This is a genomic window from Solirubrobacter phytolaccae (assembly GCF_027587195.1).
GTDB classification, from domain to species: Bacteria; Actinomycetota; Thermoleophilia; order Solirubrobacterales; family Solirubrobacteraceae; genus Solirubrobacter; species Solirubrobacter phytolaccae.
Map to the genome: position 1 here is coordinate 1 of NZ_JAPDDP010000067.1, position 23244 is coordinate 23244.

The following is a 23244-nucleotide window of genomic DNA, read 5'->3' on the forward strand; positions in this document are numbered from 1 at the left end:
GCGACGGCGGCGGCCTGCCCCGCGGCGCGCGCCGCAGCGACCGCGGCCGGCACCTTCACCTCGCGCGCGGCGCCGCCGCCGACGAACCGCCGGCGGATCTCGTCGGCGACATCGAGCTCACCGCGGGCGAACGCTCGCGTCCGGGCGATCGCGTCCCGTGGGCGAGGATCGTCGGGGGCGTGCGCCTCGAACTGCCCCAGCACCCGTTCGGCGCAGTCCGCCGCCCACGCGGCGACGATCCGCCGGTCGCCCAGGCTCAACGTCTGCAGGGACTCCATGCCGACATCATCGCGCGGCGGCCTTGTCCAATTGCAGCCCGACCCAGAAGTCGTACGCCGCCAGCGAGAAGAAGCGCTCCGGCTTGGCCGCGCCCGGCAGCAGGACCCACCACCGGTTGGTCTGCGTCTCGTCGTAGCCATACCGGACCTGCTCGCGGCCGTTCTCGGTCTCGATGTCGAGCACCTCCTCGTGCCGGCGTGACTCGTGGTGCTCCGCGTCGCGCTGGACCGCCTCCATGTCGCCGCCCTTGCCGCTGGGGATGCGGTGCTCGGGCGCCGTGACGCCGTCCGCGCCGACGGGGTGGTAGTGGCGCACACCGCGCCAGCGTCCGCGCCGGTAGCCGCGGTGCACCGACAAGCGATCCCACTGCTCAGGGCTGACCACGGCCGCGTCCTCCCCGCCCTGGACGACGACGCGCTCGCCGGTGTCGATGTTCTCCAGCACGAGCGCTTCACGGCGCCGCTGCGCACCGGCGATCAGGCGCTCGTAGACCGCGTCGGCCTGCTCGGGCGTGAACGGCGCGTCCGGTGGGCCGTAGACCAGCGTGCCGTCCGGCAGCTCGGCCGCGGGCTCGTGGACGGCGGGCGCCTCGTCGACGGGCTCGGGCGCAGCCGGCTCGCGCTTCGTCGGCGCTTCCTCGACCGGCTCCGGAACGGCCGACTGGCGCTTCGTCGGCGCCTCCTCGACGGGCTCCGGAACGGCCGGATCACGGGTCGTGGGCGCGTCGTCGATCGGCTCCGGAACCGCCTCCGTGTCGGGCGCCCGCTGCGGCGCGGTGGGTTCCTCGCCGGGGCGGACGACCCGGTCGGTGGGTCCGTCGCCGATCACCTCCGGCACGCCGTCCGACGGCGCCGGATGCGGCCCGGCCGGCTCGTCCGTGATCGGCTCCGGGACCGCGTCGTCGGGGATGACGATCTCCTCCTGCGGCACCGGCGTCGTGTCCGGCGCCTCGGGCGCGGGCGGCTCGGTCGTCGGCTCGAAGCCACCCGGCGGCGACTCCTCGACCACGGGCTCTTCGACCGGGATCACGATCTCCTCCTGCGGCACCGGCGTCGTGTCGGGCGCCTCGGGCGCGGGCGGCTCGCCCGTCGGCTCGAAGCCACCCGGCGGCGACTCCTCGATCACGGGCACTCCCGGATCGGTCTCGGTAGGCGCGCGGGTGCGCTTGCCCCGACGCGTGGCCGTCCCCGCGGACACGCCGGCGCCGATCTGCGCGCCCGTGACCGCACTCTGCCCGCCCGCTCGCAGGATCACCAGCAGCGGGTCGGCGCTGCTCCACGTCTTGTCGTCCAGGATCGCGGCGACCACGCCGGACGGCAGGCCGGCCAGCAGACCCTCGATGCCGCCCTCGAGCCCCTTGGTGGCGAGCCGCTTGAACACGCCGGCCCCGGCGGCCTGCTTGAGGATCGCGAGCGCGCGGGTCTTCGAGAGCGCGCGCAACGCCGCCGTCCCCGTGCCGGCGGTGGCGACCGCGATGAGCGCCTCGGCGGTGCCCTGCGCGAGGTCGAGGCCGATCTCCTCGGTCCCGTGCGCCTCACCCTTGACGGCGAGCTTGACGCCGATGGTCGTCGTGGTCGCGGCGAGCGTCCCGAGCAGCGCGGCGGCCGCCGGGCCCGCGGTGCCGCCCGTGAGCACCGTGACCGCGATGCCGGCCGCGAGCGCGCCGACGAACGCGGCCGTGTCGGCGAACGCGTCCATCTCCTCGCGGTGGCGGTCGATGTCCTTGTCGCCGTAGCCGAGCCAGCGCTCGAGCCGCGCCCGCGCCGCGACGGTCTCCGGATGGTCCTCGCCGAGCTTGGCCTTGAGCTCCGCGTAGGTCTTGTGGGCGGCGGCGGCCTCCTCGGTCGTGGCGGCGAGCACACGCTCCTCCTCACCGAGGACGGCGTCGCCGGCGTCGCCCGTGCCCTTGCCGAGCTCCCACGCCTTGCGCCGCTCCAGGTAGGCGAGCTTCTCCTCCGGGGTCGAGTCGCCGGTCTCGATGATCGCGAGCGCGTCGGCGAGATCGCGGCCGTCGAGGTCACCCATCACGTCGCTGAAGAAGTCGGGCCCGTACTGGGCCATCGTCTCCGCGATCTCCTGGCGCGACTTGCCCTTGAGCGTCTCCTTGATGCGGTTCTCGTTGGTGCCGGCGCCCTTGACCGCGAAGAACAGCTCCTGGGCGTCGGTGAGCTTGCCGCCGCTCGCGATCCGCATGCGCGCCTCGTCCTGGTCGTAGCCCGAGACGTTGTGGGCGACCAGTGCTTCCAGCGGATCGCCGAACGAGTCCTCGAGCCCGGCCATGTACTGCTTGGAGCGGGTGAGCGCGGCCTTCTGGCCCTCCTTCTTCAGCGCCTCCCAGGCGGCTCGCCGCTCGCTCGGCTTCATGCGCGCGGCGCGCTGGTTGAAGTCGACGGCGAGGTCGCGCAGGATCTCCTTCTCGGCGCGCACGTACTGGTTGCGCAGGACCTCGTTGATCTTGCTGTCGCTCGCGTAGAACACGCTGTCGTGCTCCTGCTTGAGCAGGGCCGCGTCCATCGCGGTCTGGTCGCCGGCGTGCGCGGCGAGGGTGTAGTCGAGCTCGCCGCCGGACAGCTCCGAGCGGAAGTCCTGCTCGAGCGCTTCCTGACCGCCGTACGCCTTGGCCACCGCGGCGCTGCGGCGCTTGATCTCGGCCTCGATCTCGTCGGTCTTCATGCCCTTCGCGGCCGCTTCGCCCTCGACCTCGTCGCGGATGCGGGCGTAGACGGCGTTGATCCCGGTCTCGCTCGTGCCGGCGCCGTCCATCGCCTCCTTGAGCGCCTCGGCGTCGGCGCGGGCGAGGTCCCCGTCGAGCAGCGCGTCGGCCTCGCCGAGCTCGTGGCCGCCCATCTCGCCCTTGAGATCGGCCTTGAGCGTCACGCCGTACTTGCGCTCGTAGGCGGCGATGATCGCGTCGCGCTCGGCGGGCGTCTTGCCACGCAGCGTCTGCATGATCAGCGCCTCGTTGGTGCCGGCGCCGTCCATGGCGTCGCGGAGCGTGGCCACCGCGCCGGCGACGGGATCGCCCGAGCGCAGCGCGTCCGCGCGTTCCTGCTCGGAGCCGGAGACGTCGTCGTCGATGTCCTCGTCCATGTCGCGGTCGTAGACGGCCTTGTAGGCCTTGCGCATCGCCGCGATCTGGAGCGCCGTGCGACTGGTGAGCGCTGTGAAGAGGCGCTTCTCGTTGGTGCCGATGCCCTTCACCGCACCCCGGATCTCCCGGATGAGGGTGCCGGCGTCGAAGCCGGGCGTCTGCAGCTGGCCGATGAGCTGCAGCTGCTCCCACGGAAGCTCGGCGATCGCCTGCTCCTCGAGCTGCTTGGCGAGCTCCGGCACCCGGTGGCCCTTGATGCGCTCGACGAGTCCCGCGGCGACCGCGCCGATCCCGTCGTTGCCGCCCGACTTCAGGAACGCGCTGACGATCGCGCGTTCCTCCTTGCTCATGCGGGCCATCTCGGCGAGCACGAGGTCGCGTTTGCCCTGGCGCAGGTTGTCGCGCAGGGTGGTGAGCATCGTCAGGTCCTTGGCGACCGTGTCGCGTGTCTCGGCGTTGCGCTGGCGCTCCCAGGCCGCGTTGGAGACCGTCGCCTGGTTGACGTAGTCGGTGAACATGTCGAGCAGGCGGTCCCAGAACCCGCGCTGGCGCCCGAGCTTCTCCGCCGCCCAGTCGCGGATCTGCTCGCGGGCGGCGTCGGCGGCGCTCTCGATCACGAGCTCGTGGCGGCCCGCCTCCTCCGTGACCAGGCGGGTGAGCCGGGCGAGGTGGCCGTCGGTCTGCAGGGTCTGCTGCTCGCCCCACGTGAGGGCGGGCCGCGCGGCGATCCGGTCGCCGTGCTTGAGCGCGGCGGCCTGCGCCTGCTGGCGGTAGTGCGTCCGCTGATCGGACGCGATCCGCTGCAGGTCACCGATCCGCTTCTCCTTGGCCGCCCGGAGCCGCGTGAGGCTCCCGGCGGTGGAGCTCGCGACCTTCTCCAGGTAGGCGTCGCGGCGGCCGTTGATCACGGCCGGGTCGGCGGCGCCCTTGGCCGCCTCCTGCTTGCGCTGGATGTGGTCGCCGATCGCGAGCTTCGCGCCGCTGATCTCCTGCAGCTCTTGGTCGCCGCGCTGCTGGATCGTGGCTTGTGATTGCTGTGCCGTCGCGTCGAGTTGCTGATCGGCCGCGTGGTCGATCCTCGCCGCCTCCGTCTGCTTGGCCGCGACCTTGGCCTGGAGCTGCTCGGCCGTGACGCCCGCGGCCTGCGCGATGCCCTGCAGCTCGGTGGTGAGGCCGGCCTGCTCGGCGGGGAGCTTCGCGTCGGCGAGCTGCGTGAGCGAGGCGATCGGCTTGTCCTGCGTGATGCTCGCGGCCGCCCCGTCCACGATCTCGCGCGCGTACCGCGGCGCCTCGGTGAGCACGCGCGCGGCGACGTCACCGATGTGCGTCGCCTGCGCCGGCGGCAGCGGGTCCAGCGAAGCGACGGGCGCGTCCTTGAGCACGGTGCCCTCAACGGGTCCCTTGCCGGCCTCGACGGGGGTGACGGCACCGAGCTTCTGCACCGCCGCGTCGGCGTTCGGGTCCGGCTTGGCGACGGGCGTGGGCTTGTCGGTGGCGGTGGCCGTCGGGGCCGCGGACGGGACTTCTGGCGTCGGCGGCGGGGCGAGCTCGCCCGGCATCGGCACCAGCGGCGGGAACGTCTGGTCGGACAGCTTCACCGCGCCGAACTCGTCCACCGTGCTGAGTGCGGCGTCCGGCGCGCGCGTGTCGAGTTGCTCGACGGGCGCGGGCGGGGTCGGCTCGGGCGGCAGCTGCCCGCGCGCGTCCGCCGCGTGGTCGGGCTTCTCGCCGGCGCGCTGCTGCTCGACGTGCGCCGCTTCGTGCTGGAGCTGGCCCGGCGCGGCGAGGACCGGCTCGAGGTTCGGTGCGACCTGGTTCGTCGCGTTCTCGACCGCCGCCTTCCACGCGTCGAGGTCGGGCGAGTGGTCCAGCACCGGGGCGCTCGCCCGCGCGCTCGCCGATCGTGCGAGCGCGGAGGCGATGGCGGCGTCGCCGGGGGCCACGGGCACGGCGCGCGGCTCGCGGCGCACGGACGGCGCGCCCATCAGCGAGGTCATCGCGGCGTTGCCGACGGCCTGCGGGAGCGCGACCGCGGTGGGACCTCCCGGTTGAGGCGTGGCGTGCGGCGCGGCCGGTTCGATCTGGTCATGCGCTCGCACACGGGCATGAGACCTCGACCGGCGCGCGACGACAATCGGGGCGCTCCCCTGAGATTTATGCCCGCACGATCAGAGGGTGGCTGATGGAGCGTCCGTCGGCGGTCCTCACGACGAGCCGTGCGCGACCGGCGCGGATCCGGGGCGCGCGCAGGCGCATCGTGACCGGCGTGCCGGACCGGGCCGTGGCCGTCACCCGTGCGAGTCGCCGGCCACGGAGGTCGCGGAGCTCCGCGCTGAGGCGGCCGGGCGGCGCGGCCGTGACCGTGACGCGGAGGCCGCGGCGGCGCACAGTGGCGAGTCGGATCGCTCTCGCCGCGTGCACCTGCGGCGTGGGTGCGGGTGCGGAGTCGGCGTTGGTGACCGCGGGCGGCGCGGCGGCTGGAGGCGACGCGTCGGACGGCGGTTTGGGTGCGGCGGGCGGAGCGGGGATCGTGAACGTGAGCCGACCGTCGGCGGTGAGGCCGAGGTCGTCCGTCGCGCGGGCGTTCACGGTGTGGACGCCAGGCCCGTACCGCGCGACCGCGCTCACACCGCCGAGGTGCGGGTCGAAGCGGCCGTCGCCGTCGAGGTCCCACGCGATGCGCAGCGCAAGTCGCTCGGGGTCCCCCGCGAGCGCGCGGAACACCACGAGCTCGCCGTCCCTCGGTTCAGCCGTCTCCCGTTCGAGCGTGATCGACGGTGCCTCGTTGCTGTCGCCGACCGTGACGAGCCCGGACATGCCCGCGCCGCCCGGCGCGCCGTGCACGAGGCAGTAGAACGCGAGCTTGCCGGGCGTCGTCAGCGTCCGCTCGTGGTCGGCGTCGTACGGCCCGCCCGAGCCGTCCTCGAACGCGAGCGGATGACGCTGGGAGGCATCCCACCGGACCGTGTCGCCGGCGGCCACCCGCAGTCCCGGCGGCGAGTACTTCGGGGCGTCCCCGGTCCGGACCTCGTGCACGCCGCCACCGAGCAGCGCGAGCGGGAGGAGCGCAGACGCGTGCAGCACCGGCCGATCTTCCCCGATCCAGCAGGGCCGCTCGCGAGCCGTTCACAACCTGGTGATCTTGCCTTCGGCACACCGACGATGAGAGGGTTGGCCGCATGCTCTGGTTCGATCGACTCCGGCTCTCATTGCGACGGCGCTGGGACCGCGTCGACGCGGTCTTCGTGGACTCACGACTCGTCGAGCGCAAGGTGTACGGCGGAGACAACCCGGGCGGGTTCGAGATCTGGGAGTACATGGTCGACGTCCCGGACGACCCACCGGTGCGCTTGAGCTTCCAAGAGAAGCGCTTCAAGGTCCGCGAGACGAAGAAGGGCACCATCGTCCCCGTGATCGTCAACGCCAAGCGCACCAAGGCGATGTTCGACCTGAGCGACCCACGCATCGACCAGGAGGGCTGGGTCGACGAGCAGGCCAAGCGGCGCAAGGAACGCGACGACGCACGCTTCGAGGCGAACCGCGCCGCCGGGGCGCCCGACAAGCGGCGGCGTTAGCCACCCCGGCATACTGGCTCCGTGGGCTCCGAGCTCGAACTTCGATGGATCGAGCTGCCTTCCGCTGAGTACAAGCCGGCCCGCCGTTTCCTCGACTTCGTCGTCGACGACGAGTCGTCGTACAACCGCCTGGGGGGGCGCCGACTACCTCTCGTGTCTCGGGTGGCTCCTCGCCGAAGAGGACGAGCTCGCAGCCCAACGCCTGCTCGGGCGCGCTGAGCCCGACATCGAGGACCGGGTCGCGATCTGGATCTGCGCCGCCTGCGGCGACGTGCTGTGCGGAGCGCTCACCGCGCGCGTGACCACATCGGGTGACGAGGTCGTGTGGCACGACTTCGCGTTGTCGTATCCCGATCACGTGGCCGGCACCTGGGTGCACGAGACGGGCCCGTTCGCGGGCTGGGAAGCGATCCGCTTCAGCGCCGACACGTACACGAGCGTGATCGAGCAACGGCCGCCCGCCGTGACGCAGTTTCCAGACGCGCGACCCGGCCGCGTCGTGCAAGCGCTTGGCAGGGGCCTTCGGCACTTGCGCCGCGTCACACCGTAGGGGATCAGTTGAAGTAGGTGGGCGTACGGGGGACGTACGGAGCCTCGAGCGCGGCGATCTCGTCGTCGGTGAGCGTGATGTCGAGTGCGGCGACGGCGTCGGCGAGGTGGTGCGGCTTGGTCGCGCCGATGATCGGGCTGTCGACGACCGGGTTGTGGAGGACCCACGCCATGGCGATCGTGGCCATGGGGACGTCGCGTTGGGTGGCGATCTTTTCGACGGCGTCGACGACTGCCTGGTCGCTGTCGAGCCAGAGCGGGCGGCCGTACTGGTCGACGTCGGGGGTGGATTGCGCGCGGGCGGTTCCGGCCGCGCCCCAGGGGCGCGTGACCTTGCCGCCGGCCAGCGGGCTCCACGGGATGGAGCCGACGCCCTGGTCGGCGAGCAGGCCGAACATCTCCCGCTCCTCTTCGCGGGCCAGCAGGCTGTACTGGTCCTGCATGGAGACGAACTCGGTCCAGCCGTGCGTCGCGGCGGCGTGCTGGAGCTTCGCGAAGCGCCAGGCCCACATCGAGGACGCGCCGAGGTAGCGGGCCTTGCCGGCCTTGACCACGTCGTGCAGCGCCTCCATCGTCTCCTCGACCGGGACGTCGGGGTCAAAACGGTGGATCTGCAGCAGGTCGACGTAGTCGGTGCCCAAACGCGCCAGTGACGCGTCCACCTGTTCGAGGATCGCCTTGCGCGACAGGCCGCCACCTCCGGGACCCTGGTGCATGGGCATGAAGATCTTGGTCGCGAGCACGATCTGCTCGCGCGTGGTCAGCTGCTTGATCGCGCGACCGACGATCTCCTCGGAAGTGCCGGCGCCGTAGGCGTTCGCGGTGTCCCAGAACGAGATGCCGAGCTCGAGCGCCTGGCGGAACAGGGGCTGCGCCGCGTCATCCTCCAGCGCCCACGGCTGCCAGTCGTTGGGCGTGCCGAAGCTCATGCAGCCCAGGGCGATGCGGCTGATCTTCAGCCCGGAAGTTCCAAGGTTCGTGTAGTCCATGACGGCCACTATGCCCCGGGCAGAAGGCGTTGCAGGGTCCCGCTTGGGGGGTCACTGACAGGTGCCCCCGAGGTCTCGATCCGGGGCCTACCCTGGGGGTCGTGGACGAGGGCAACGAGCTGTCGCAGTTCCTGACCAGCCGCCGGGCGCAGGTCACGCCCGAGCAAGCCGGGCTGCGGACGTTCGGGCGCCGGCAGGTCCCGGGCTTGCGCCGCGAAGAGGTGGCGGCGGTGGCCGGCGTCAGCGTCGGTTATTACAAGCGCTTGGAACGCGGCGACGCGACTGGCGTCTCGGACGGCGTGCTCGACGCGGTCGCCGACGCGCTGCTGCTTGATGACGCAGAGCGCGCCCACCTGTTCGATCTGGCCCGCGCCGCGGGCCCGGCGATCGCCAAGCGGCGTCCCCGCGCGAGCGCGCAGCAGATTCGCCCGGTGATGCAGCGCGTCGTGGACTCGATCGGGTCACCGGCGAGCGTGGGCAACCTGCGTGGCGATTCCATCTACGCGAACGCGCTCGGCCGGGCGCTGTACGCCCCGATGTTCGACAGCCGCGAACAGCCACCGAACGCCGCCCGCTTCACCTTCTTGGACCCCGCGGCCCAGCAGTTCTTTCCCGACTGGGAGAAGAACGCCAAAGACCTCGTCGCCGCTCTGCGCTCCGAAGCCGGCCGCAACCCGTACGACCGCGCGCTGACCGACCTCATCGGCGAGCTCTCCACGCGCAGCGAACCATTCCGCAAGTGGTGGGCCGCCCACAACGTCCGCACCCACGACACCGGCCGCAAACGCCTGCACCACCCAACCGTCGGCGACCTCGAGCTCGACTACGAGGTCATGCAACTCGCCGCCGACAACGGCCTGCTCCTGGCTGTGTTCAGCGCCGAACCCGGCAGCCGGTCAGCCCAAGCGCTCGACCTGCTCGCGAGCTGGACGGCCACACCCGAATCAGCCTCCTCGACACCACACGAAACGCCCAGTTAGATCACGCACCCACAATCGCGCGGGACCGGGAAGACGCCCACGAGCCCTGTAGAACGTCACGCCTCAAGAATGAGCGCTTTCGACGAATTGGCGCATCCTGAGATTGCGATACGCGCTGCCGACGACCGTGTTCCGTCGTTGAGTGCGCGTCTCGCCCGATCCTCTTAGGCTGCGCGCGTGAAGGACGAATACGCCGAGACGCTTGTCGAGCTTGAAGCAGCGCTTCAAGTACGCCATATCGCCCACCGGCCGCTGGTGACGATCGCACGAGACGCGAAGCCCGCAGCCGCGGAGCGCCTCGCCAGTGGTAAGACGCTCAATAACCTGCCGGTGCGGGGCGCCGACGGCGCCATCGTTGGGGTCCTGGAGAACATCAACGGAGGGAAGCTCGCCGTCGAGCGTCCGAGGCTAGACGTCTCGGCGGTTAGTCATTCAATGCGGACGCTCGACGATCGAATCGTCGTGGAGAGCCGACAAACGATCGAGCGTCTACTTCAGGACCTCCTGTCCCCGCCGTACTACCAGCTCGTCGTTACAGACGGTCGGATCGACGGCATCGTGACTGTCTCCGACCTGAACAAGGCGCCGGTGCGCGTGCTTGCGTACGCCACCATGGCGCGGCTGGAAACGGCCATGAGCGTTGCTATTCGGACCGTCACGCGCAACAGCGACGAGGCAGCGATCCAGGCACTGGTGAGGGCGGAGCGGGCCAGGTACGGGGCCATCATCGCCAGTTGCGCGAGCAGCATCTCAATGTCGCGCTCCTGGACGCGACAACGTTCAGGCAGAAAGGCATCATCCTGGCCAAACTCCGCGTGTTTGCCGACGGTGACGACAAGACAATCCAAGCGGAGTTCGATGGCCTGTACGAGCGGCTCCGGAATCCGCTAATGCATATGTCGCCGTTCGTCGGAGAATCGATCCCGGGGTTGCAGCGCTTCGCCGAGGACCTCGAGCAAGCACGCCAGCGCACGAAGGAGGCACTGGTCGCAGCGGACGGCTTGTAGCGGGACGGAAGCCGGAACAAAGATGGGCGAAACGACTGAGCATCGCGTTTCGCAGCGCCCGTCTAGAAGGAGCGCTTGTCGACGGAGGGATCCGTTTCGGACCTGTTCGTTCCTCGCCATGGCACGCCTAGCGGTCGCTGGGGAGCGACTCGACAGCCTACGATTGGCCGTCCTGGTCGATCAGCCGGTAAAGCGGGAGACCGGTAGGGCCGATGCACGGCCGGTCCCGTGGGATATCCCCGAAGTCCAGACCAGCTCTGGCGATGCTCGCGACATGTGCTGCGCGCCGCCGCGATCCGACGCTCCGCGTGCGGACGAAAGTGATCTTTCTCGACGAACTCATGCTGTTACGGTGCGTCTGCCGCGGCTGACTAGCCACGAAGCCTTACGACCCGATCGGGTTCTCCGCGAGGAGGCGGTCGCGTCCCATTCCTGGCGGTCAATCGGCCGGTCGGCCTGTGCACGCAGCCACGCCATCGCGAGTTCCGCCAAATCCTCAGGCTCCAGACCGGGAGGCGACTCCAGCCGGTCTAGGTCCTCCGGGTCGAGGTCGTCGCTCATTTGATGGCTCGGATCGTTTCCGGCAACGAAGCCCCGACCGTCGAAATCAACCCTCAGCGTCCGCAGAACGAGTCGGTGATCAGGGTCAGCAACCGTCACGGTCACGATGAGTTCCGGTGCGAAGGTCCACACGTCGCAGTAGGGCGGACCGAGATCGTCGATCACCACGCCTGACATCTTCGCGATCGCATCCGAGGCACGACCGGCGAGTGCTCTGCGAAGGGGTCCTTTTCGACGATGCCGCTACGTCCGACCGAGGGCTGGAGCCGGCCCCCGGAGCGGGCGAAGACGTCGGTGCTTGATCCTGGCGATGTGCAGATCACGCTGAACGAGCTCACGGTGGGTATGGACGGTCTTGATCGCGAGCGGCTGCTCGAGGACTGGCGGTGGCTCATCGGACCGTCCAAGCAGCCGATCCTCCTGAGCGCAGTCGGTGATGCCTTCGTCCAAGACGAACATGACGGCACGGTTCATCTCCTGGACACTGCGGCAGGTACTTGCCAGCCTGTCGCTGAAGACGAGGTCGAGTTTCGCCGCCTCGTGACCGACGGGCGATGGGCGACGGATCACCTGGCCGTCGATGTGATCGCCGACTTCTTGCGTAACGGTCTGCGTCTCGCGTCCGGGCAGATCTACTCGTGGAAGCAGCCTCCTGCTCTTGGCGGCGAGTTCGAGATCGCGAACGCCGGGACCGCGGACATCGGACTCCATTTCTCAATGACGGGCCAAATTCACGAGCAGCTACGCGAATTGCCGCCCGGGACGCCTGTCACTGAGGTCCGCTTCGACTCGGGCTCACGCTAGATCTGAGCACCCAGGCGGTAGACGTGACCGCGGGCCGCGCTCGTGGACTGACCCCGTCGAAGTAGTGCTTTTCGACGAATTGATGCATTCTGAGGCGATTCACGTTCAGGCTGATCACCTCGTCGAATGGGTCCACGAGCACGAGGCAGTCCTCGTCGGAGCCGAGGTCGCTACGGCGTTTGCCGCGGTGGTCGCGGCCCTGCCTTGGGGGCCGACGTCGCTGGACAAGGCCGCGATGCCCGGCTTGCTGTCCCGTGACGATGACGCCGAGTTGTCCCGCCTCGTCGGCCGAGCGCGTTTGGGGCGCCACCCGAAGGTCTATCTGATGTATGACCCGGACGAACCGGGATTGATTGCTCCGCTCGCTGACGTGCTGACCGATCTCGATCTGCTGTATTGGCGCGCGCCTGGCTATCGATACTTCTGCGGCGCATCCACGGATCTCGAGCCGGCGTTCGACGACCTGGCCGAATACGAAGCCAGCTACGGAACCGTGTGGTTGCGTTCGTGAACGAGCCCCCGCTCTCGTCGTCAACGGGGTCGGCCTTGTCGCCGAGGAAGACGGCGCAGCTCACGCCTCCAGGTCCAGTCGTCGATGAAGTAGACGGGGCGTCGGTCGCGCGGTCGGTCTGAGCGCAGCAGCGTTCTAATGACGGAGCGGACAACGCGCGACAGCGGATAGTTGAGGCGATGCCCGTGGAGTCGCCGCATCGCGTGGTCGAGGTCGTGGATCGTGAGCGACGCGTCACCAGCGCGTTGCTGGACGGCGGCAAGCAGCTGGTGCGCGTCGATGAGCCTTCCGCTCTGCTGGGTGGCCGGCCACGGAAACACGCCCCGGGCCGGAGCGTCGATCCGAATCACCGTGCGGAGCGTCTCGTCGTCAATCGCACGTTCGATGGCGCAAGGCTACGCAGGAGGGTCACCTCCGCGATCGTCGACTTGTGCGCTGCGCCCGTCGAGGGTTCACGAAGTCACTCGTAGCCGGTCGCAGCTTGTAGCGCGAGCGCAACCCACGACCAGTCTGGCTGGCCGGGCTCTGGATCGCTTGGTTGGACCAGTAGCCCGGCGAGTCGTCGATCCAGGCGGCCAAGGCGCTCAAGAAGCGCGCCAGGTCGTTGTTCTCCCACACGTCGGGGTCAGCACGAAACTCATCGCGCAACCCTTGCACGAAGGTGACGAGTGCTACGCGGGAGCCGACGGCAGACGGATCGGCGGACATCTCCGCAGTCTCTCAGCGCTGCTCATGTGGACATGCGTGGGCATGGGCGACGGTGATCTCCTGAGCCATCTCCGCACGCTACGCAACCGCTGCTGCTCCGCATTGGCGACCTCGGGACCGATCCGCGATCATGTGGACGAGATGCTCCAGTTGTTTCGTGGATGAGCGCTGATCCGACGCGCTTGCGCGCACGTCCTGGCCTCGGGCGGAGCCGTGGCGGCTTGCCGCCGGGGTGGAAGCTGGACGTTCCGGCGGTTGCCGACGACGCCCGGCCCCTCGCGCTTGCCGTGGTGTTTCACGGAGGCGGATCGACCGCTGAGGCCGGCCTCGCGCTGCTGCCCGCACATCCGGGACTGATCCGGTTGGCTCCCCAGTCGCTCGGGACCACCTGGGACATCGTCCGGGGCGGGTTCGGTCACGACGTCGAACGCATCGACGACGCGCTCGAGACCGTCTTCGCGCTCGTTGCCGTGGATCCACGCCGCGTCGCCCTGGCCGGGTTCTCCGACGGCGCGTCCTATGCGCTGTCGCTCGGTGTCGGCAACGGCGACCTCGTCACCCGTGTCGTTGCCTTCTCGCCTGGGTTCCTGGCCCCCGGCGTCCAGCGCGGACGGCCGCGGATCTTCGCTACCCACGGCACAGAGGACCGCGTCCTACCGATCGACCGCTGCAGTCGGCGACTGGTCCCTGCGCTGCGCGGCGCGGGCTATGACGTGACCTATGAGGAGTTCGACGGCGGTCACGGCGTGATGCCCCATCACGCGCGGTTCGCGTCCGATTGGATCGTGCGAGCCGTTCCGGAGCTCTGACAGCGGCGTTCCTCGACGATCTCGCCAGCGGCAACTCTGCGCTCGTCGACGCGCTCGACGTGCGCTTGCTTTGCCGCTGGGCAACAGCGACCCAGGCGTTCGGAACGACGTTGGGATCCGGTCGTGGGTTACAGGACGACGAGCGATCGCCTTCGCCGTCAGCGCTTCTCGCAGGCGATGCCGTCGCCGTCCCGGTCGCTCTTGCGGTTGGCGGTGTAGAGGCTGGTGGACACCTTGAAGGTCGTGACGGGCGTGCCGCTGGTCTTGTCGCGCGCGCCCGTGCGCCCGACGCCGTGCGGGTAGGCCTTGTTCAGGGCCGTGCAGTTCTTGAACTCCTTCGCCGCGGCGTGCGACGGGATCGCTGTCGCAAACAGCAGCGTGGCGGCGACGGCGGCAGCGAGCATGCGCCGGATGGTCATCGGGTCTCCTTTGGTGAGCTTCAACGTCACCCTGCCATCGACGAGGCTCACACGACACTTGAGCCTCGTCTTCCGGCCAGGCTGCTCAGATGCGGAAGCTCCGGCGGGCCGGGGTCGTGTCGCCGATGGCCCGGACCTGGAACGTGTAGCTGCCCCGCTTGAGCTTCTCGTAGGTCACGGGCGACTTGCACGGCTTGAACTTCGCCTTCTTGCCCTTCTTCGTGAGTGCGCATTCGAAGCGGGTCGCTCCGACACCCGAGAAGCTGAACGTCGCCGTCCGGCGCGGACGGCGGATCTTCGCCTTCATGAGCCGCGTGTCGACGTTGCGTGGGGTCGCGACCGGCGTCGGGCTCACGGCTGGCGGCGTCGATGCGAGCGGTGGCGTAGGTGACGGCGAGACGGTGGGGTCAGGCGTCGCGGTTGCCGTCGGAGTCGGAGTCGGAGTCGGAGTCGGAGTCGGAGTCGGCGTCGGCGTGGGCGTGGGTGTCGGGGTGGCCACCGGGAGGAGCTCGAACGTCGCGACCGTCGACTGGTTCCTCGAGGTGCTGAGGGAGCACCGGTCGCCGTTGACGGAGCAGTTGTCCGACCAGCCTGAGAGCTTCGAGCCCTCGTCCGGAACGGCCGTGAGGTACACCTGCTCGCCGTCGGGGAACGCGTACGTGCAGACGGCGCCGCAGTTCAGGCCGGCCGGGCTCGAGACGACCCGGCCGGAGCCGGTGCCGGCGGTGGTGACCGTGAAGGTCCGCAGGACCGTGAACTTCACCTCGCGGGGGTAGTTGGAGCCCTGGATGTCCAGCGTGTTGGTGCAGACGGGGGTGCGGTTGTCGACGCCTTCTGCGCAGAGGAAGCGGACGTTGTCGACGTAGCCGGAGACGAACGAGCCCGCGTTCGCGACGGCCGTCAGCACGACCGGGGTCCCGATGTCGAAGGAACCGGTGCAGACCGCGCCGCAGGTGATGCCCGGCGGCGTGCTCGTCACCGTTCCCGTGCCGACCCCGCTCTTGGTGACGGTCAGCCGCGCCTGGGCGGCGAAGGACGCGGTGACGTTGACGGCCTGGTTGAGCGTGACCGTGCACGCGCCCGTGCCCGAGCACCCGTCTCCGGACCAGCCGGCGAAGCGCGTGTTCGCCGCCGGTGCGGCGTTCAGGGTCACCGCGGTGTTTTCGTTGTACGGAGCCGCGCAGTCCACCCCGCAGATGAGGCCGGTGCCGGTGACCGTGCCCGTCCCCGACCCGGTCTTGGTGACGGTCAGCGTGTGCTGCCTGGCGAACGTGGCGGTGACCGAGGCGTTGGCCGTCAGCGAGAAGCCGCACTCCGGCACGGGCAGCGCCGAGCAGCCGAGGCCCGACCAGCCGACGAATCCGCTCCCGGCCGCGGGGACCGGCCACACGCAGGTGCCGACGCAGAGCCCCGTCGGGGACCGGAACGTGAGCCCGGTCGCGGTGTCGAAGGCCCCGGCGCAGGTCGCCCCGCAGTCGATCACGTCCCCCGTGCTCTTCACCGTCCCCTGGCCCGTGCCGGCCTTCGAGACGCTCAAGGTGCGCTTGCCGCGGAACTGCGCGTAGACCCTCCGGTCCTGATCCATCGTGACCTTGCAGGTGCCGTCCGCCGCCACGGTGCACCCGTCGCCCCAGATGACGACCGAGCCGGGATCCGGGACGGCCGTGAGCGTGACCTGCGCCCCCGCATCGACGCCGACGGTGCAGAAGAAGGTGCAGTCGAGCCCGACCGCCGTGCTGACGACCCGTCCGCTGCCGCCGGCGGCCTGCGAGATCTCGAGCCGCAGCGCGACCTGACGGACGAACTGGGCCGAGACGGACTTCGCCTCGTTCATTGTGACCTCGCAGGCGCCCGTGCCCGAGCAGCCGCCCCCGGACCAGCCGGCGAACCGCGACGTCGCGTCGGGCTCCACGGTCAAGGTGACGGCGCTGTTGAGGTCCATCCCGGCGCTGCACTGCGCCCGGCTGTCACCGCAGATGATCCCGGCGGGCGTGCTCCTGACCACCCCGCCGCCGTTGCCGGTCGTGCTCACCGTGAGCGTCCGCACCTGGTTGAACGTCGCCGTCACCGTCTCGTCGCGTGTGACGCCGAACGCGCACGTCACCCCCGTGGTGTTGCACGGGCCGGACCACCGGACGAACCGCGAGCCGGCGGCTGGCGCGGCCGTGAAGGTGATCCCGGTCCCCCAGGTGAAGGCGGCCGAGCACACGCTGCCGCAGTTGATCCGGCTCGGGTCGCTGGTCACGGTCCCGGACCCCGTCCCCGCCTTGGTCACGGTGACCGTCTCCGCCGACGCGACGCTCGGCGCCGCCAGTCCCAGCAGCAGCGCGACGAAGAACGCCGCCCACACGCCTGGGTTGTCCATGCCCGTGCGGGCGCTCATGCCGATGTTCACCGGCCGACCTTCCCGAATGCCGCCGCTCCGGACAATCGGGCACGCCCTAGACGGCCACCCTAGGGTTTCGTGGTCCCGCGCCGCGCTGCTGTTACAACTGCGTTCCCTCTTGCCGGTCGCCGAATCAGACGTCGATGCCGCCGCGCGGCGCCTCCAGGGCGTCGTCGCGCGCACCCCGTTGGAGCGCAACGCGCGGCTGTCGGCGCTCGCGGGCGGCGAGGTGTGGCTCAAGCGCGAGGACCTGCAGCCCGTCCGCTCGTACAAGCTGCGCGGCGCCTACAACGCGATGGCGCAGCTCGAGCGCACCGACGCCGGCGTGGTGTGCGCGAGCGCCGGCAACCACGCGCAGGGCGTCGCGTACGCATGCGCCGCGCTCGAGATCAAGGGCCGGGTCTACGTCCCGCGCACGACCCCGCGGCAGAAGCGCGAGCGGATCGCGGCGATCGGCGGCGCGTGGATCGAGGTCGTCGTCACGGGCGACACCTACGACGCCGCGGCGGCCGAGGCCACGGCCTACGCCGCGCGCAGTGGCGCCCAGCCCGTACACGCGTTCGACGACCCGTCGACCATCGCCGGACAGGGCACGGTGGCGCGCGAGATCGTCGAGCAGCTCGGCCGCGCGCCCGACCGGATCGTCGTTCCCGTCGGCGGTGGCGGCCTGCTTGCCGGCATGGTCACCTGGCTCGGAGCTCATCACCCCGAGGTCGAGCTCATCGGCGTCGAGCCCGAAGGGGCCGCGAGCATGACCGCCGCGCTGTCCGCCGGGGCGCCGGTCACGCTCGAGACGTTCGACGGGTTCGTCGACGGCGCGGCCGTCCGCACCATCGGGGCCGCGCCGTTCGCCATCGTGCAGGGGAGCGGCGCGCGCATGCTGACGGTCGAGACCGGCGCCGTCTGCGCGGAGATGCTCGCCCTCTACCAGACCGACGGGATCATCGCCGAGCCCGCCGGAGCGCTCGCCAGCAGCGCGATCGGACGAACGGACGGGGCGGATCGGGTCACCGTGTGCGTGCTGTCGGGTGGCAACAACGACGTCAGCCGCTACAGCGAGATCATCGAGCGCGCGCTCGTGCACGCCGGTCTCAAGCACTACTTCCTCGTCGACTTCCCGCAGGAGCCCGGCGCGCTCCGCCGCTTCCTCGACGACGTGCTCGGCCCGGACGACGACATCACGCTGTTCGAGTACGTCAAGCGCAACAGCCGCGAGACGGGCGCCGCGCTCGTCGGCGTCGAGATCGGCCGGCCCGACGATCTCGAAGGGCTGCTCGCGCGGATGGACGCGTCGCCGCTGCTGATCGAGCGCGTGGACCCGATGTCCGCCGCGTTCCGCTTCCTGATCTAGATATCGCTCTGGAGGACCGTGAAGCGGACCATGGGGAGCGCGTCGAACGCCTTCCATGAGTTGGAGGCGCGGACGGCCGTGGCCCATGCGTCCACGTGCCCCGCCCAGCCGGCGATCTCGCCGTGCTCCGCGTCGCTCGCGTCCGGGCGCACGGGGCCGCCGTAGCCCCAGCGCTGCGCGGTCGGGACGCGGCCGTCCGGGACTCCATCCGCCGCGAGGCTGAGGTGGAAGACGTTCATGCCGAGGTACTCCTCGTCCTCGTCCTCGAACGTGAGCTGGCGGCCGAACGTCACCGCGTAGAAGGAGGGTCCTTCCTCGTCGACGCCCTCGTCGGCGAACACGGTCTCCACCCCGCTCTCGTGCAGCAGCAGGTCCGCGTCTTGGTCGTCCGGGACGATCCAGGCGTCCCCGTCGACGTCGACCTCGCGCTCGACCGGCGTGCGCGCCAACTCGCAGAGGAGCCGGAGCAACAGGTCGTGATCGCCGCTCTCCCCCGCGAGCTCTTCGCCCTGCTCGCCCGGTGTGCGCGTGAACGGCACGCCGGCCCGTTCGAGCAGGCCGGCGAAGTGGTCCACGGCGCGGAACGGATGCATCGCGCCGGGCGTCGGCGGCTTCGGTGGGCGCGGCCGCCGCCGTCGGTACACCTCGTAGGACTCGCTCGGCTCGACGATGCGCTCGACTTCCCCGTCCTCGGCGTAGGTGACCGTGAACGTGCGCGTGTGCACCATGCGCCACTGCTCGCGCTTGCCCTCGGCGAACGTGCTGGTGATGGTCAGCGACCCGTCCCGCTCACGCTGGTAGCGCTCGATCGTGCTGTCGAAGTACTGCTTCCCGCGCATCCTCACGCGGGTGACGCCGACGAGCTCGCCGTCGACGCGATGCTCGCGGGCCGCGCCACCACGGAAGACGGTCGTCCAGTGGCCCTCGTGCTCGAACCGCACCATCTTCCCGCGGTCACCGGCGAGCCGCGCATACACGAGCTCGCCCTGCGCGTCACGCTCGATCCTGTCGACCGCGGCGCCGTCGGGTGGGTCGCCCTCGTGCTCGCTACCCGGCGCGACCCGCTCGTGATCGAGCTCCGCCCAGTGCGGTTCCGGCCGTTCTATGCCACTCGGAGCGGGCCGCCAGGAGCGCTGCGTCTCGCGGTCCATCAGCGCGTACTCGCGCGCCTTCAGCGCCTCACGGTCGCTGAGCAGCGCCAGCAGCGCTTCGACGTCCGGCCGGGCATCGTCCATGACACGAGCGCGTACCCGCGAGAACGACACCCCATGTCAGGACCCTCTGCGGCTGCGGGCGAACGCGACCTTGCCCGCGCACAGCGCGACCAGCGCGCGCGTCAGCCACGGCCGCTGATGCGTTGCCGCCCACGCCGCGAAGAACGACGTCACCAGGCTGCCCGCCGCGCACGCCCCCATCGCGTACACCGAGCCGTTGGGGTCGCCGTCCGGGCAGCTGGTGCTGCTCCCCCCGGCACAGCGCCCCGCCCGCGATCCAGGCGAAGAACAGCGTCACCCCGGCCGCGGTGACCACCGCGATCGCGAGCCCGGTCCCGGGCGGCGCCGGCGGCGCGGGCTCGCGGTGACCGTACGTGTCCATGGCCCGAAGGTAGTGCGAGCGCGACGGGTACCATCGGCCCATGCGGCTGTCCAGGGCCCAGGCGATCGTCGATGACGTCGTCACGAACGCGTCCGGACCGGTGTGCGTGTTCGTCGCCGACACGCACGGCGAGCTGGTCGCGGCGGCGACCATGGACGGTGCCGCGCCGGACACGCGGCTGAACGCGCAGCGCAAGGCGTACACGGCCGCGCGCAGCGACGCCCGGACGACGCGGGAGCTCGCCGAGAAGGCGCGCGCCGATCCGGTCGAACGCGCGAGCTTCGACCCGTTCTTCACGTTCTTCCTTGGCGGCGTCGCGGTGTTCGAGGACGGCTTGCGGATCGGGGCGGTCGGCGTCAGCGGCCTCCCGGGCGACACCGACGAGCGGCTCGCGCTCGACGCGATCCAGCGCACCGCGACTTAGGTAGCGGCGGCCGTCGACCGGCGGCGGATGCGCGCCGCGCCGACCCCGGCGACGATCGCGGCATGCTCGCTCAGCGACGGTCCGAACGCCGAGTCGCCGTCGCTTCCCTCGTCGTGCTCAGCGCCGTCGGCGCCGAGCTACTGGCGGCCTACAACGACACGACCGGCCGTCCCCTCGCGCTGCTGGGGAACCTGATCTTCTTCGCGCTGCTCTACGGGTGCCCGGCGCTCCTGATCCGCGAGCTCACGCGGCGCACCGGGCGAGGCTGGACGACGATGCTGCTGCTCTCCGCCGCCGCCGGCCTCACGCAGGCGGGCCTGCTCGATCAGTCGCTGTTCGCGGAGCGCTACGACGACGTCCGTGGCTGGGAGGAGTCGTACCGCGCGACCGCGATCGAGCCGCTGGGCGTGAGCGCGTACATGCTCCAGAACTTCCTGCTGGGTCACATCGTCTACAGCTTTTGCGCGCCGATCGCGCTCGTCGAGGCGATGTGCCCGTCCGTCGCGCGCCGTCCCTGGCTGGGGCGCGCTGGCATCGTGGTCGCCACGGGCCTGTGGTTGCTCGTCGCCGGAGCGATCTTCGCCGACGCCGGCTACGCGACGTTGCCCGAGCTCGCGGTCACGCTGACGGTCGTCGTGGCACTCATCGCCGCCGCCCTCCGCTTCGGCGGGCGCGCGAGCCGCACGAGCATGGGAGCGGGCACCCCGCGCGCCGGCACCGTGCTCGCCGTGAGCTTCGTCGCGGCGACCGCGCACGCGCTGATGCCGGACGACTGGGTCGGAACGGCGGGCGCGTTCCTGATCGCAACCGCCGCCGCCGCGGGGCTGATCCGCGCCGCGCGCGGCAGCGCCTGGGGACTGCCGCACTGCGCGGCGCTCGCCACGGGCGTGCTCCTGAGCCGCGGGGCGCTCGCCTTCACGTACTACCCGGTCGTGGGACACACTTCCGCCGCGGCCAAGTACGGCCACAACGTCGTCATGCTCGGCCTCGTCGTGGCGGCAGGCGTCTACGCCGCGCGCCGATCAGCGGGGTAGCTTGTTGTCGAGCCGCTCGTGCGCCAGCCGCCGAGCCTTGGCCTCCTGACGCCGGCTCGCGCGCTCCCCCGCCTCTCCCTGCCGATCGGCGCGGCGCTTGGCACGCCGGTCCCTGAGTCCCTGCGCCCACTTCGTGATCGCGCCCATGCTCGCCTCGCTTCGCGTTGCTTGGGACGAACCTACGCCCGGACGCACGCGGGAGTCAACGTCGGCGCGGTCACAAGTTCGCCAAGATGGCGACGTACCCGGTGTGGACGACGAGCGGTTGGTGCGCGAGGTGGAGCGGTCGGCGGACGCGTTCGTCGAGCTCTACCGTCGCTACGAGCAGCCGGTGCTCGGCTACTTCCGCCGTCGCGTCGACGATGCGGAGCTGGCCGCCGACCTGACGGGCGAGGTGTTCGCCCGCGCGCTCGAGGGGTTGCGGGCCCGGCGGGACATCGACCGCGGCTTCTCGGCGTGGTTGTTCGGGATCGCCCACAACGTGTTGGTGGACAGCTACCGGCGTGGGCGTGTCGACGACGAGGCGCGCCGGCGGCTCGGGATGGAGCCGGTCGCCCTGGTCGACGACGCGCTCGCTCGCATCGACGCGCTCGGCGACGAGACGACGCTGCGGGGTGCGCTGGACGCGTTGCCGCCCGAGCAGCGGGAGGCGCTCTGGGCACGCATCGTGGACGAGCGCGACTACGAGGAGATCGCCGGGGCGTTGGTCTGCTCGGAGCAGGTGGTGCGCAAGCGCGTCAGCCGCGGGCTCGCGACGCTGCGGGCGCGGCTCGGAGGTGAGTGCCAGTGAGACGCCCGGACACGACGGTGTTGCCCGAGCTCGAGCAGCAGCTGCGCGGCGCCGCGCTTCGCACCCAGCCGCGACGGCGCCGGCTCGTCTGGCCGTTGACCGCCGTCGCGGTGCTGCTCTCGGGCGCGTCGTTGGCGACCGCCGGGGTCAAGTTGTTCGGAGACCCGGTGGCGCGCACCGCGCCCGCCGGGAACACCCGGTCGGGGCCGGGAACGACGGTGCCGGGCAGCGTGCGCCTGCTGTCGCTGCGCACCGCGGACCCGAATGGCGGAGCGCCCTGGGGCATGCGCGTGTGGAACACCTCCCGGGGAGCCGCCTGCTGGCAGGTCGGCCGTGTCGTCGGGCAGCAGGTGGGCGTGCTCGACAGGGCGGGACGCTTCCACGCGCTCCCCATCGAGCAGTCGCAGTGCCGGCCGCTCGACGCCCGCGGCACCCTCTTCGCGGTCCAGGACCAATGGATGCTCGCGAACGGGGGCGCAGAGCCGTGGACCTGCACGCCGTCCGAGCGCCCGGTGCCCGGCCGGCCCCGTTGCCTGCCGGGCAACGTACGACTCGTGCGCTACGGCTTCCTGGGCCCGGACGCGAGCGCGATCGAAGTCGGTGGTCGCCGCCACGCGGTTACCGAGGACGCCTTCCTGCTCGTCGACCGAGCCGACTTCTCCTCCCCCGAAGTGCCCGCTCCGATCGCGGTCGTCTACCGCGACGGCTCCCACGGCCCGGCGCGTGATTACCGGCTCGAGGACCCTCAGCGCGGCACGACACCGCCGGGCTACGAGCCGCTGGCCGACAACCTCCCGAGCGACGTGAGCGCCCCGCTGCGCTTCACCGCCAAGCGGCGCGGCAAGGACCTGATCTTCACGCTCAGCTTCCGTGCGCCGGTGGCGACGCGGCGCTTCGGCGTGAGCTACCGGATCGTCATCGACGGCCCGCGAGGTGGCCGCAGGTGCGACGAGCGCATGCGATTCACGGGCTTCGACACTCCCGGCGACGTGCGCCGCGGGCAACGGATCGAGGTCAAGCTCACGCCCGGCATCCAGATCCGCTACGGCCACGGCTGGTGCCCCGGCCGCTATCGCGGCAAGGTCATCCTGCACGACAGCGCACACGTCGTCGGGCGGTTCAGCTGGACGCAGCGGTAGCGCTAATCGGCCTCGCGCGGCGTCCGGCCCCAGGCCTGGTCCCAACTCGCTCCGCGGGCCTTGCGGACCGCGATCCGCGTGACCATCGCCGCCAGCAGCACGAGGAACACCGCACCGGCGACGCCGGCCGCCGTGTCCCAGCCGGCCAGCGCGCTCACGAGGAGCGCGACCATCGCCAGGGAGAGAACCGCCTCGAGCCGAGAGACCATGCGGCGCATGGTTCCAGGCGCGGAGATCTCGGT

At 71.0% G+C, this 23244-nt stretch carries 24 protein-coding genes; 12 read left to right on the top strand and 12 right to left on the bottom strand.

Translation table 11 applies throughout. The features are described 5' to 3' along the window. The 3 genes from OJ997_RS27265 to OJ997_RS27275 all read right to left on the bottom strand — a co-directional run. The coding region (locus OJ997_RS27265; protein WP_270028465.1) for a putative immunity protein at nt 1-278 on the bottom strand (278 nt) is incomplete at its 3' end. A 7-nt stretch (nt 279-285) separates the two neighbouring features. Continuing rightward, nucleotides 286-5469: a hypothetical protein gene (locus OJ997_RS27270; protein ID WP_270028466.1), complete on the bottom strand. Its 5184-nt coding sequence runs from the start codon at nt 5467-5469 to the stop codon at nt 286-288. A gap of 55 nt (nt 5470-5524) precedes the next feature. Further along, nucleotides 5525-6454, bottom strand: a complete 930-nt coding sequence (locus OJ997_RS27275; protein ID WP_270028467.1) for a cupredoxin domain-containing protein — start codon at nt 6452-6454, stop codon at nt 5525-5527. Nucleotides 6455-6549: 95 nt separating this feature from the next. Between OJ997_RS27275 and OJ997_RS27280 the strand changes: the two genes are divergently transcribed. Together OJ997_RS27280 and OJ997_RS27285 are read left to right on the top strand one after the other, a co-directional pair. Then, nucleotides 6550-6945, top strand: a complete 396-nt coding sequence (locus tag OJ997_RS27280) for a hypothetical protein (protein WP_270028468.1) — start codon at nt 6550-6552, stop codon at nt 6943-6945. 298 nt (nt 6946-7243) lie between these two features. Then, nucleotides 7244-7495, top strand: coding sequence for a hypothetical protein (locus OJ997_RS27285; protein WP_270028469.1), 252 nt, complete (start codon nt 7244-7246; stop codon nt 7493-7495). Between the two features lie 4 nt (nt 7496-7499). On the opposite strand, the gene OJ997_RS27290 is transcribed toward OJ997_RS27285, so the two are convergent. After that, nucleotides 7500-8483, bottom strand: a complete 984-nt coding sequence (locus OJ997_RS27290; RefSeq protein ID WP_270028470.1) for an aldo/keto reductase — start codon at nt 8481-8483, stop codon at nt 7500-7502. Between the two features lie 101 nt (nt 8484-8584). Between OJ997_RS27290 and OJ997_RS27295 the strand changes: the two genes are divergently transcribed. Both OJ997_RS27295 and OJ997_RS37870 read left to right on the top strand, forming a co-directional pair. Next, entirely contained in the window at nt 8585-9463 is an 879-nt protein-coding gene (locus OJ997_RS27295; protein WP_270028471.1) for a helix-turn-helix transcriptional regulator, read from the top strand. Between the two features lie 177 nt (nt 9464-9640). Next, on the top strand, nt 9641-10354 hold the full coding sequence (locus OJ997_RS37870) for a type 2 periplasmic-binding domain-containing protein (protein ID WP_270028472.1): 714 nt from the start codon (nt 9641-9643) through the stop codon (nt 10352-10354). Nucleotides 10355-10809: 455 nt separating this feature from the next. On the opposite strand, the gene OJ997_RS27305 is transcribed toward OJ997_RS37870, so the two are convergent. After that, complete coding sequence (locus tag OJ997_RS27305) at nt 10810-11199, bottom strand: hypothetical protein (protein ID WP_270028473.1); 390 nt, start codon at nt 11197-11199, stop codon at nt 10810-10812. A 144-nt stretch (nt 11200-11343) separates the two neighbouring features. Here OJ997_RS27305 and OJ997_RS27310 point away from each other — a divergent pair, with 144 nt between their 5' ends. Next, nucleotides 11344-11835 (top strand): T6SS immunity protein Tdi1 domain-containing protein, encoded by a 492-nt coding sequence (locus OJ997_RS27310; RefSeq protein ID WP_270028474.1) that lies wholly within the window; start codon nt 11344-11346, stop codon nt 11833-11835. Nucleotides 11836-11899: 64 nt separating this feature from the next. After that, nucleotides 11900-12346, top strand: coding sequence for a hypothetical protein (locus tag OJ997_RS27315; protein WP_270028475.1), 447 nt, complete (start codon nt 11900-11902; stop codon nt 12344-12346). A 20-nt stretch (nt 12347-12366) separates the two neighbouring features. Here the strand turns inward: OJ997_RS27315 and OJ997_RS27320 are convergent, their stop codons facing one another. Both OJ997_RS27320 and OJ997_RS27325 read right to left on the bottom strand, forming a co-directional pair. After that, on the bottom strand, nt 12367-12696 hold the full coding sequence (locus OJ997_RS27320) for a hypothetical protein (RefSeq protein ID WP_270028476.1): 330 nt from the start codon (nt 12694-12696) through the stop codon (nt 12367-12369). A 58-nt stretch (nt 12697-12754) separates the two neighbouring features. Beyond that, complete coding sequence (locus OJ997_RS27325; protein WP_270028477.1) at nt 12755-13054, bottom strand: DUF7660 family protein; 300 nt, start codon at nt 13052-13054, stop codon at nt 12755-12757. Between the two features lie 161 nt (nt 13055-13215). Between OJ997_RS27325 and OJ997_RS27330 the strand changes: the two genes are divergently transcribed. Beyond that, complete coding sequence (locus OJ997_RS27330; RefSeq protein ID WP_270028478.1) at nt 13216-13863, top strand: alpha/beta hydrolase; 648 nt, start codon at nt 13216-13218, stop codon at nt 13861-13863. Nucleotides 13864-14021: 158 nt separating this feature from the next. Here the strand turns inward: OJ997_RS27330 and OJ997_RS27335 are convergent, their stop codons facing one another. Beyond that, nucleotides 14022-14267 carry an excalibur calcium-binding domain-containing protein gene (locus OJ997_RS27335; RefSeq protein ID WP_270028479.1) on the bottom strand — a complete coding sequence of 82 codons (246 nt, stop codon included), beginning with the start codon at nt 14265-14267 and terminating at the stop codon, nt 14022-14024. A gap of 100 nt (nt 14268-14367) precedes the next feature. Further along, complete coding sequence (locus tag OJ997_RS27340; protein ID WP_270028480.1) at nt 14368-16677, bottom strand: InlB B-repeat-containing protein; 2310 nt, start codon at nt 16675-16677, stop codon at nt 14368-14370. A gap of 97 nt (nt 16678-16774) precedes the next feature. Between OJ997_RS27340 and ilvA the strand changes: the two genes are divergently transcribed. Beyond that, nucleotides 16775-18019, top strand: coding sequence for a threonine ammonia-lyase IlvA (ilvA, locus tag OJ997_RS27345; RefSeq protein WP_372517941.1), 1245 nt, complete (start codon nt 16775-16777; stop codon nt 18017-18019). Here ilvA and OJ997_RS27350 read toward each other — a convergent pair. Together OJ997_RS27350 and OJ997_RS27355 are read right to left on the bottom strand one after the other, a co-directional pair. Then, on the bottom strand, nt 18016-19254 hold the full coding sequence (locus OJ997_RS27350; RefSeq protein WP_270028482.1) for a hypothetical protein: 1239 nt from the start codon (nt 19252-19254) through the stop codon (nt 18016-18018). The genes ilvA and OJ997_RS27350 overlap by 4 nt on opposite strands. Before the next feature lie 36 nt (nt 19255-19290). Beyond that, nucleotides 19291-19443, bottom strand: coding sequence for a hypothetical protein (locus tag OJ997_RS27355; RefSeq protein ID WP_270028483.1), 153 nt, complete (start codon nt 19441-19443; stop codon nt 19291-19293). Nucleotides 19444-19655: 212 nt separating this feature from the next. On the opposite strand from OJ997_RS27355, the gene OJ997_RS27360 reads away from it, so the two are divergent. The 4 genes from OJ997_RS27360 to OJ997_RS27375 all read left to right on the top strand — a co-directional run bounded on the left by OJ997_RS27360 (nt 19656) and on the right by OJ997_RS27375 (nt 23002). Beyond that, on the top strand, nt 19656-20039 hold the full coding sequence (locus OJ997_RS27360; RefSeq protein ID WP_270028484.1) for a GlcG/HbpS family heme-binding protein: 384 nt from the start codon (nt 19656-19658) through the stop codon (nt 20037-20039). 62 nt (nt 20040-20101) lie between these two features. Further along, complete coding sequence (locus tag OJ997_RS27365) at nt 20102-21073, top strand: hypothetical protein (protein WP_270028485.1); 972 nt, start codon at nt 20102-20104, stop codon at nt 21071-21073. Between the two features lie 250 nt (nt 21074-21323). After that, nucleotides 21324-21863 (top strand): RNA polymerase sigma factor, encoded by a 540-nt coding sequence (locus OJ997_RS27370; RefSeq protein ID WP_270028486.1) that lies wholly within the window; start codon nt 21324-21326, stop codon nt 21861-21863. Beyond that, nucleotides 21860-23002, top strand: coding sequence for a hypothetical protein (locus OJ997_RS27375; protein WP_270028487.1), 1143 nt, complete (start codon nt 21860-21862; stop codon nt 23000-23002). Before OJ997_RS27370 ends, OJ997_RS27375 begins: the two co-directional genes overlap by 4 nt. A 2-nt stretch (nt 23003-23004) precedes the next feature. On the opposite strand, the gene OJ997_RS27380 is transcribed toward OJ997_RS27375, so the two are convergent. Then, entirely contained in the window at nt 23005-23211 is a 207-nt protein-coding gene (locus tag OJ997_RS27380) for a hypothetical protein (protein WP_270028488.1), read from the bottom strand. Between the last annotated feature and the right edge of the window lie 33 nt (nt 23212-23244).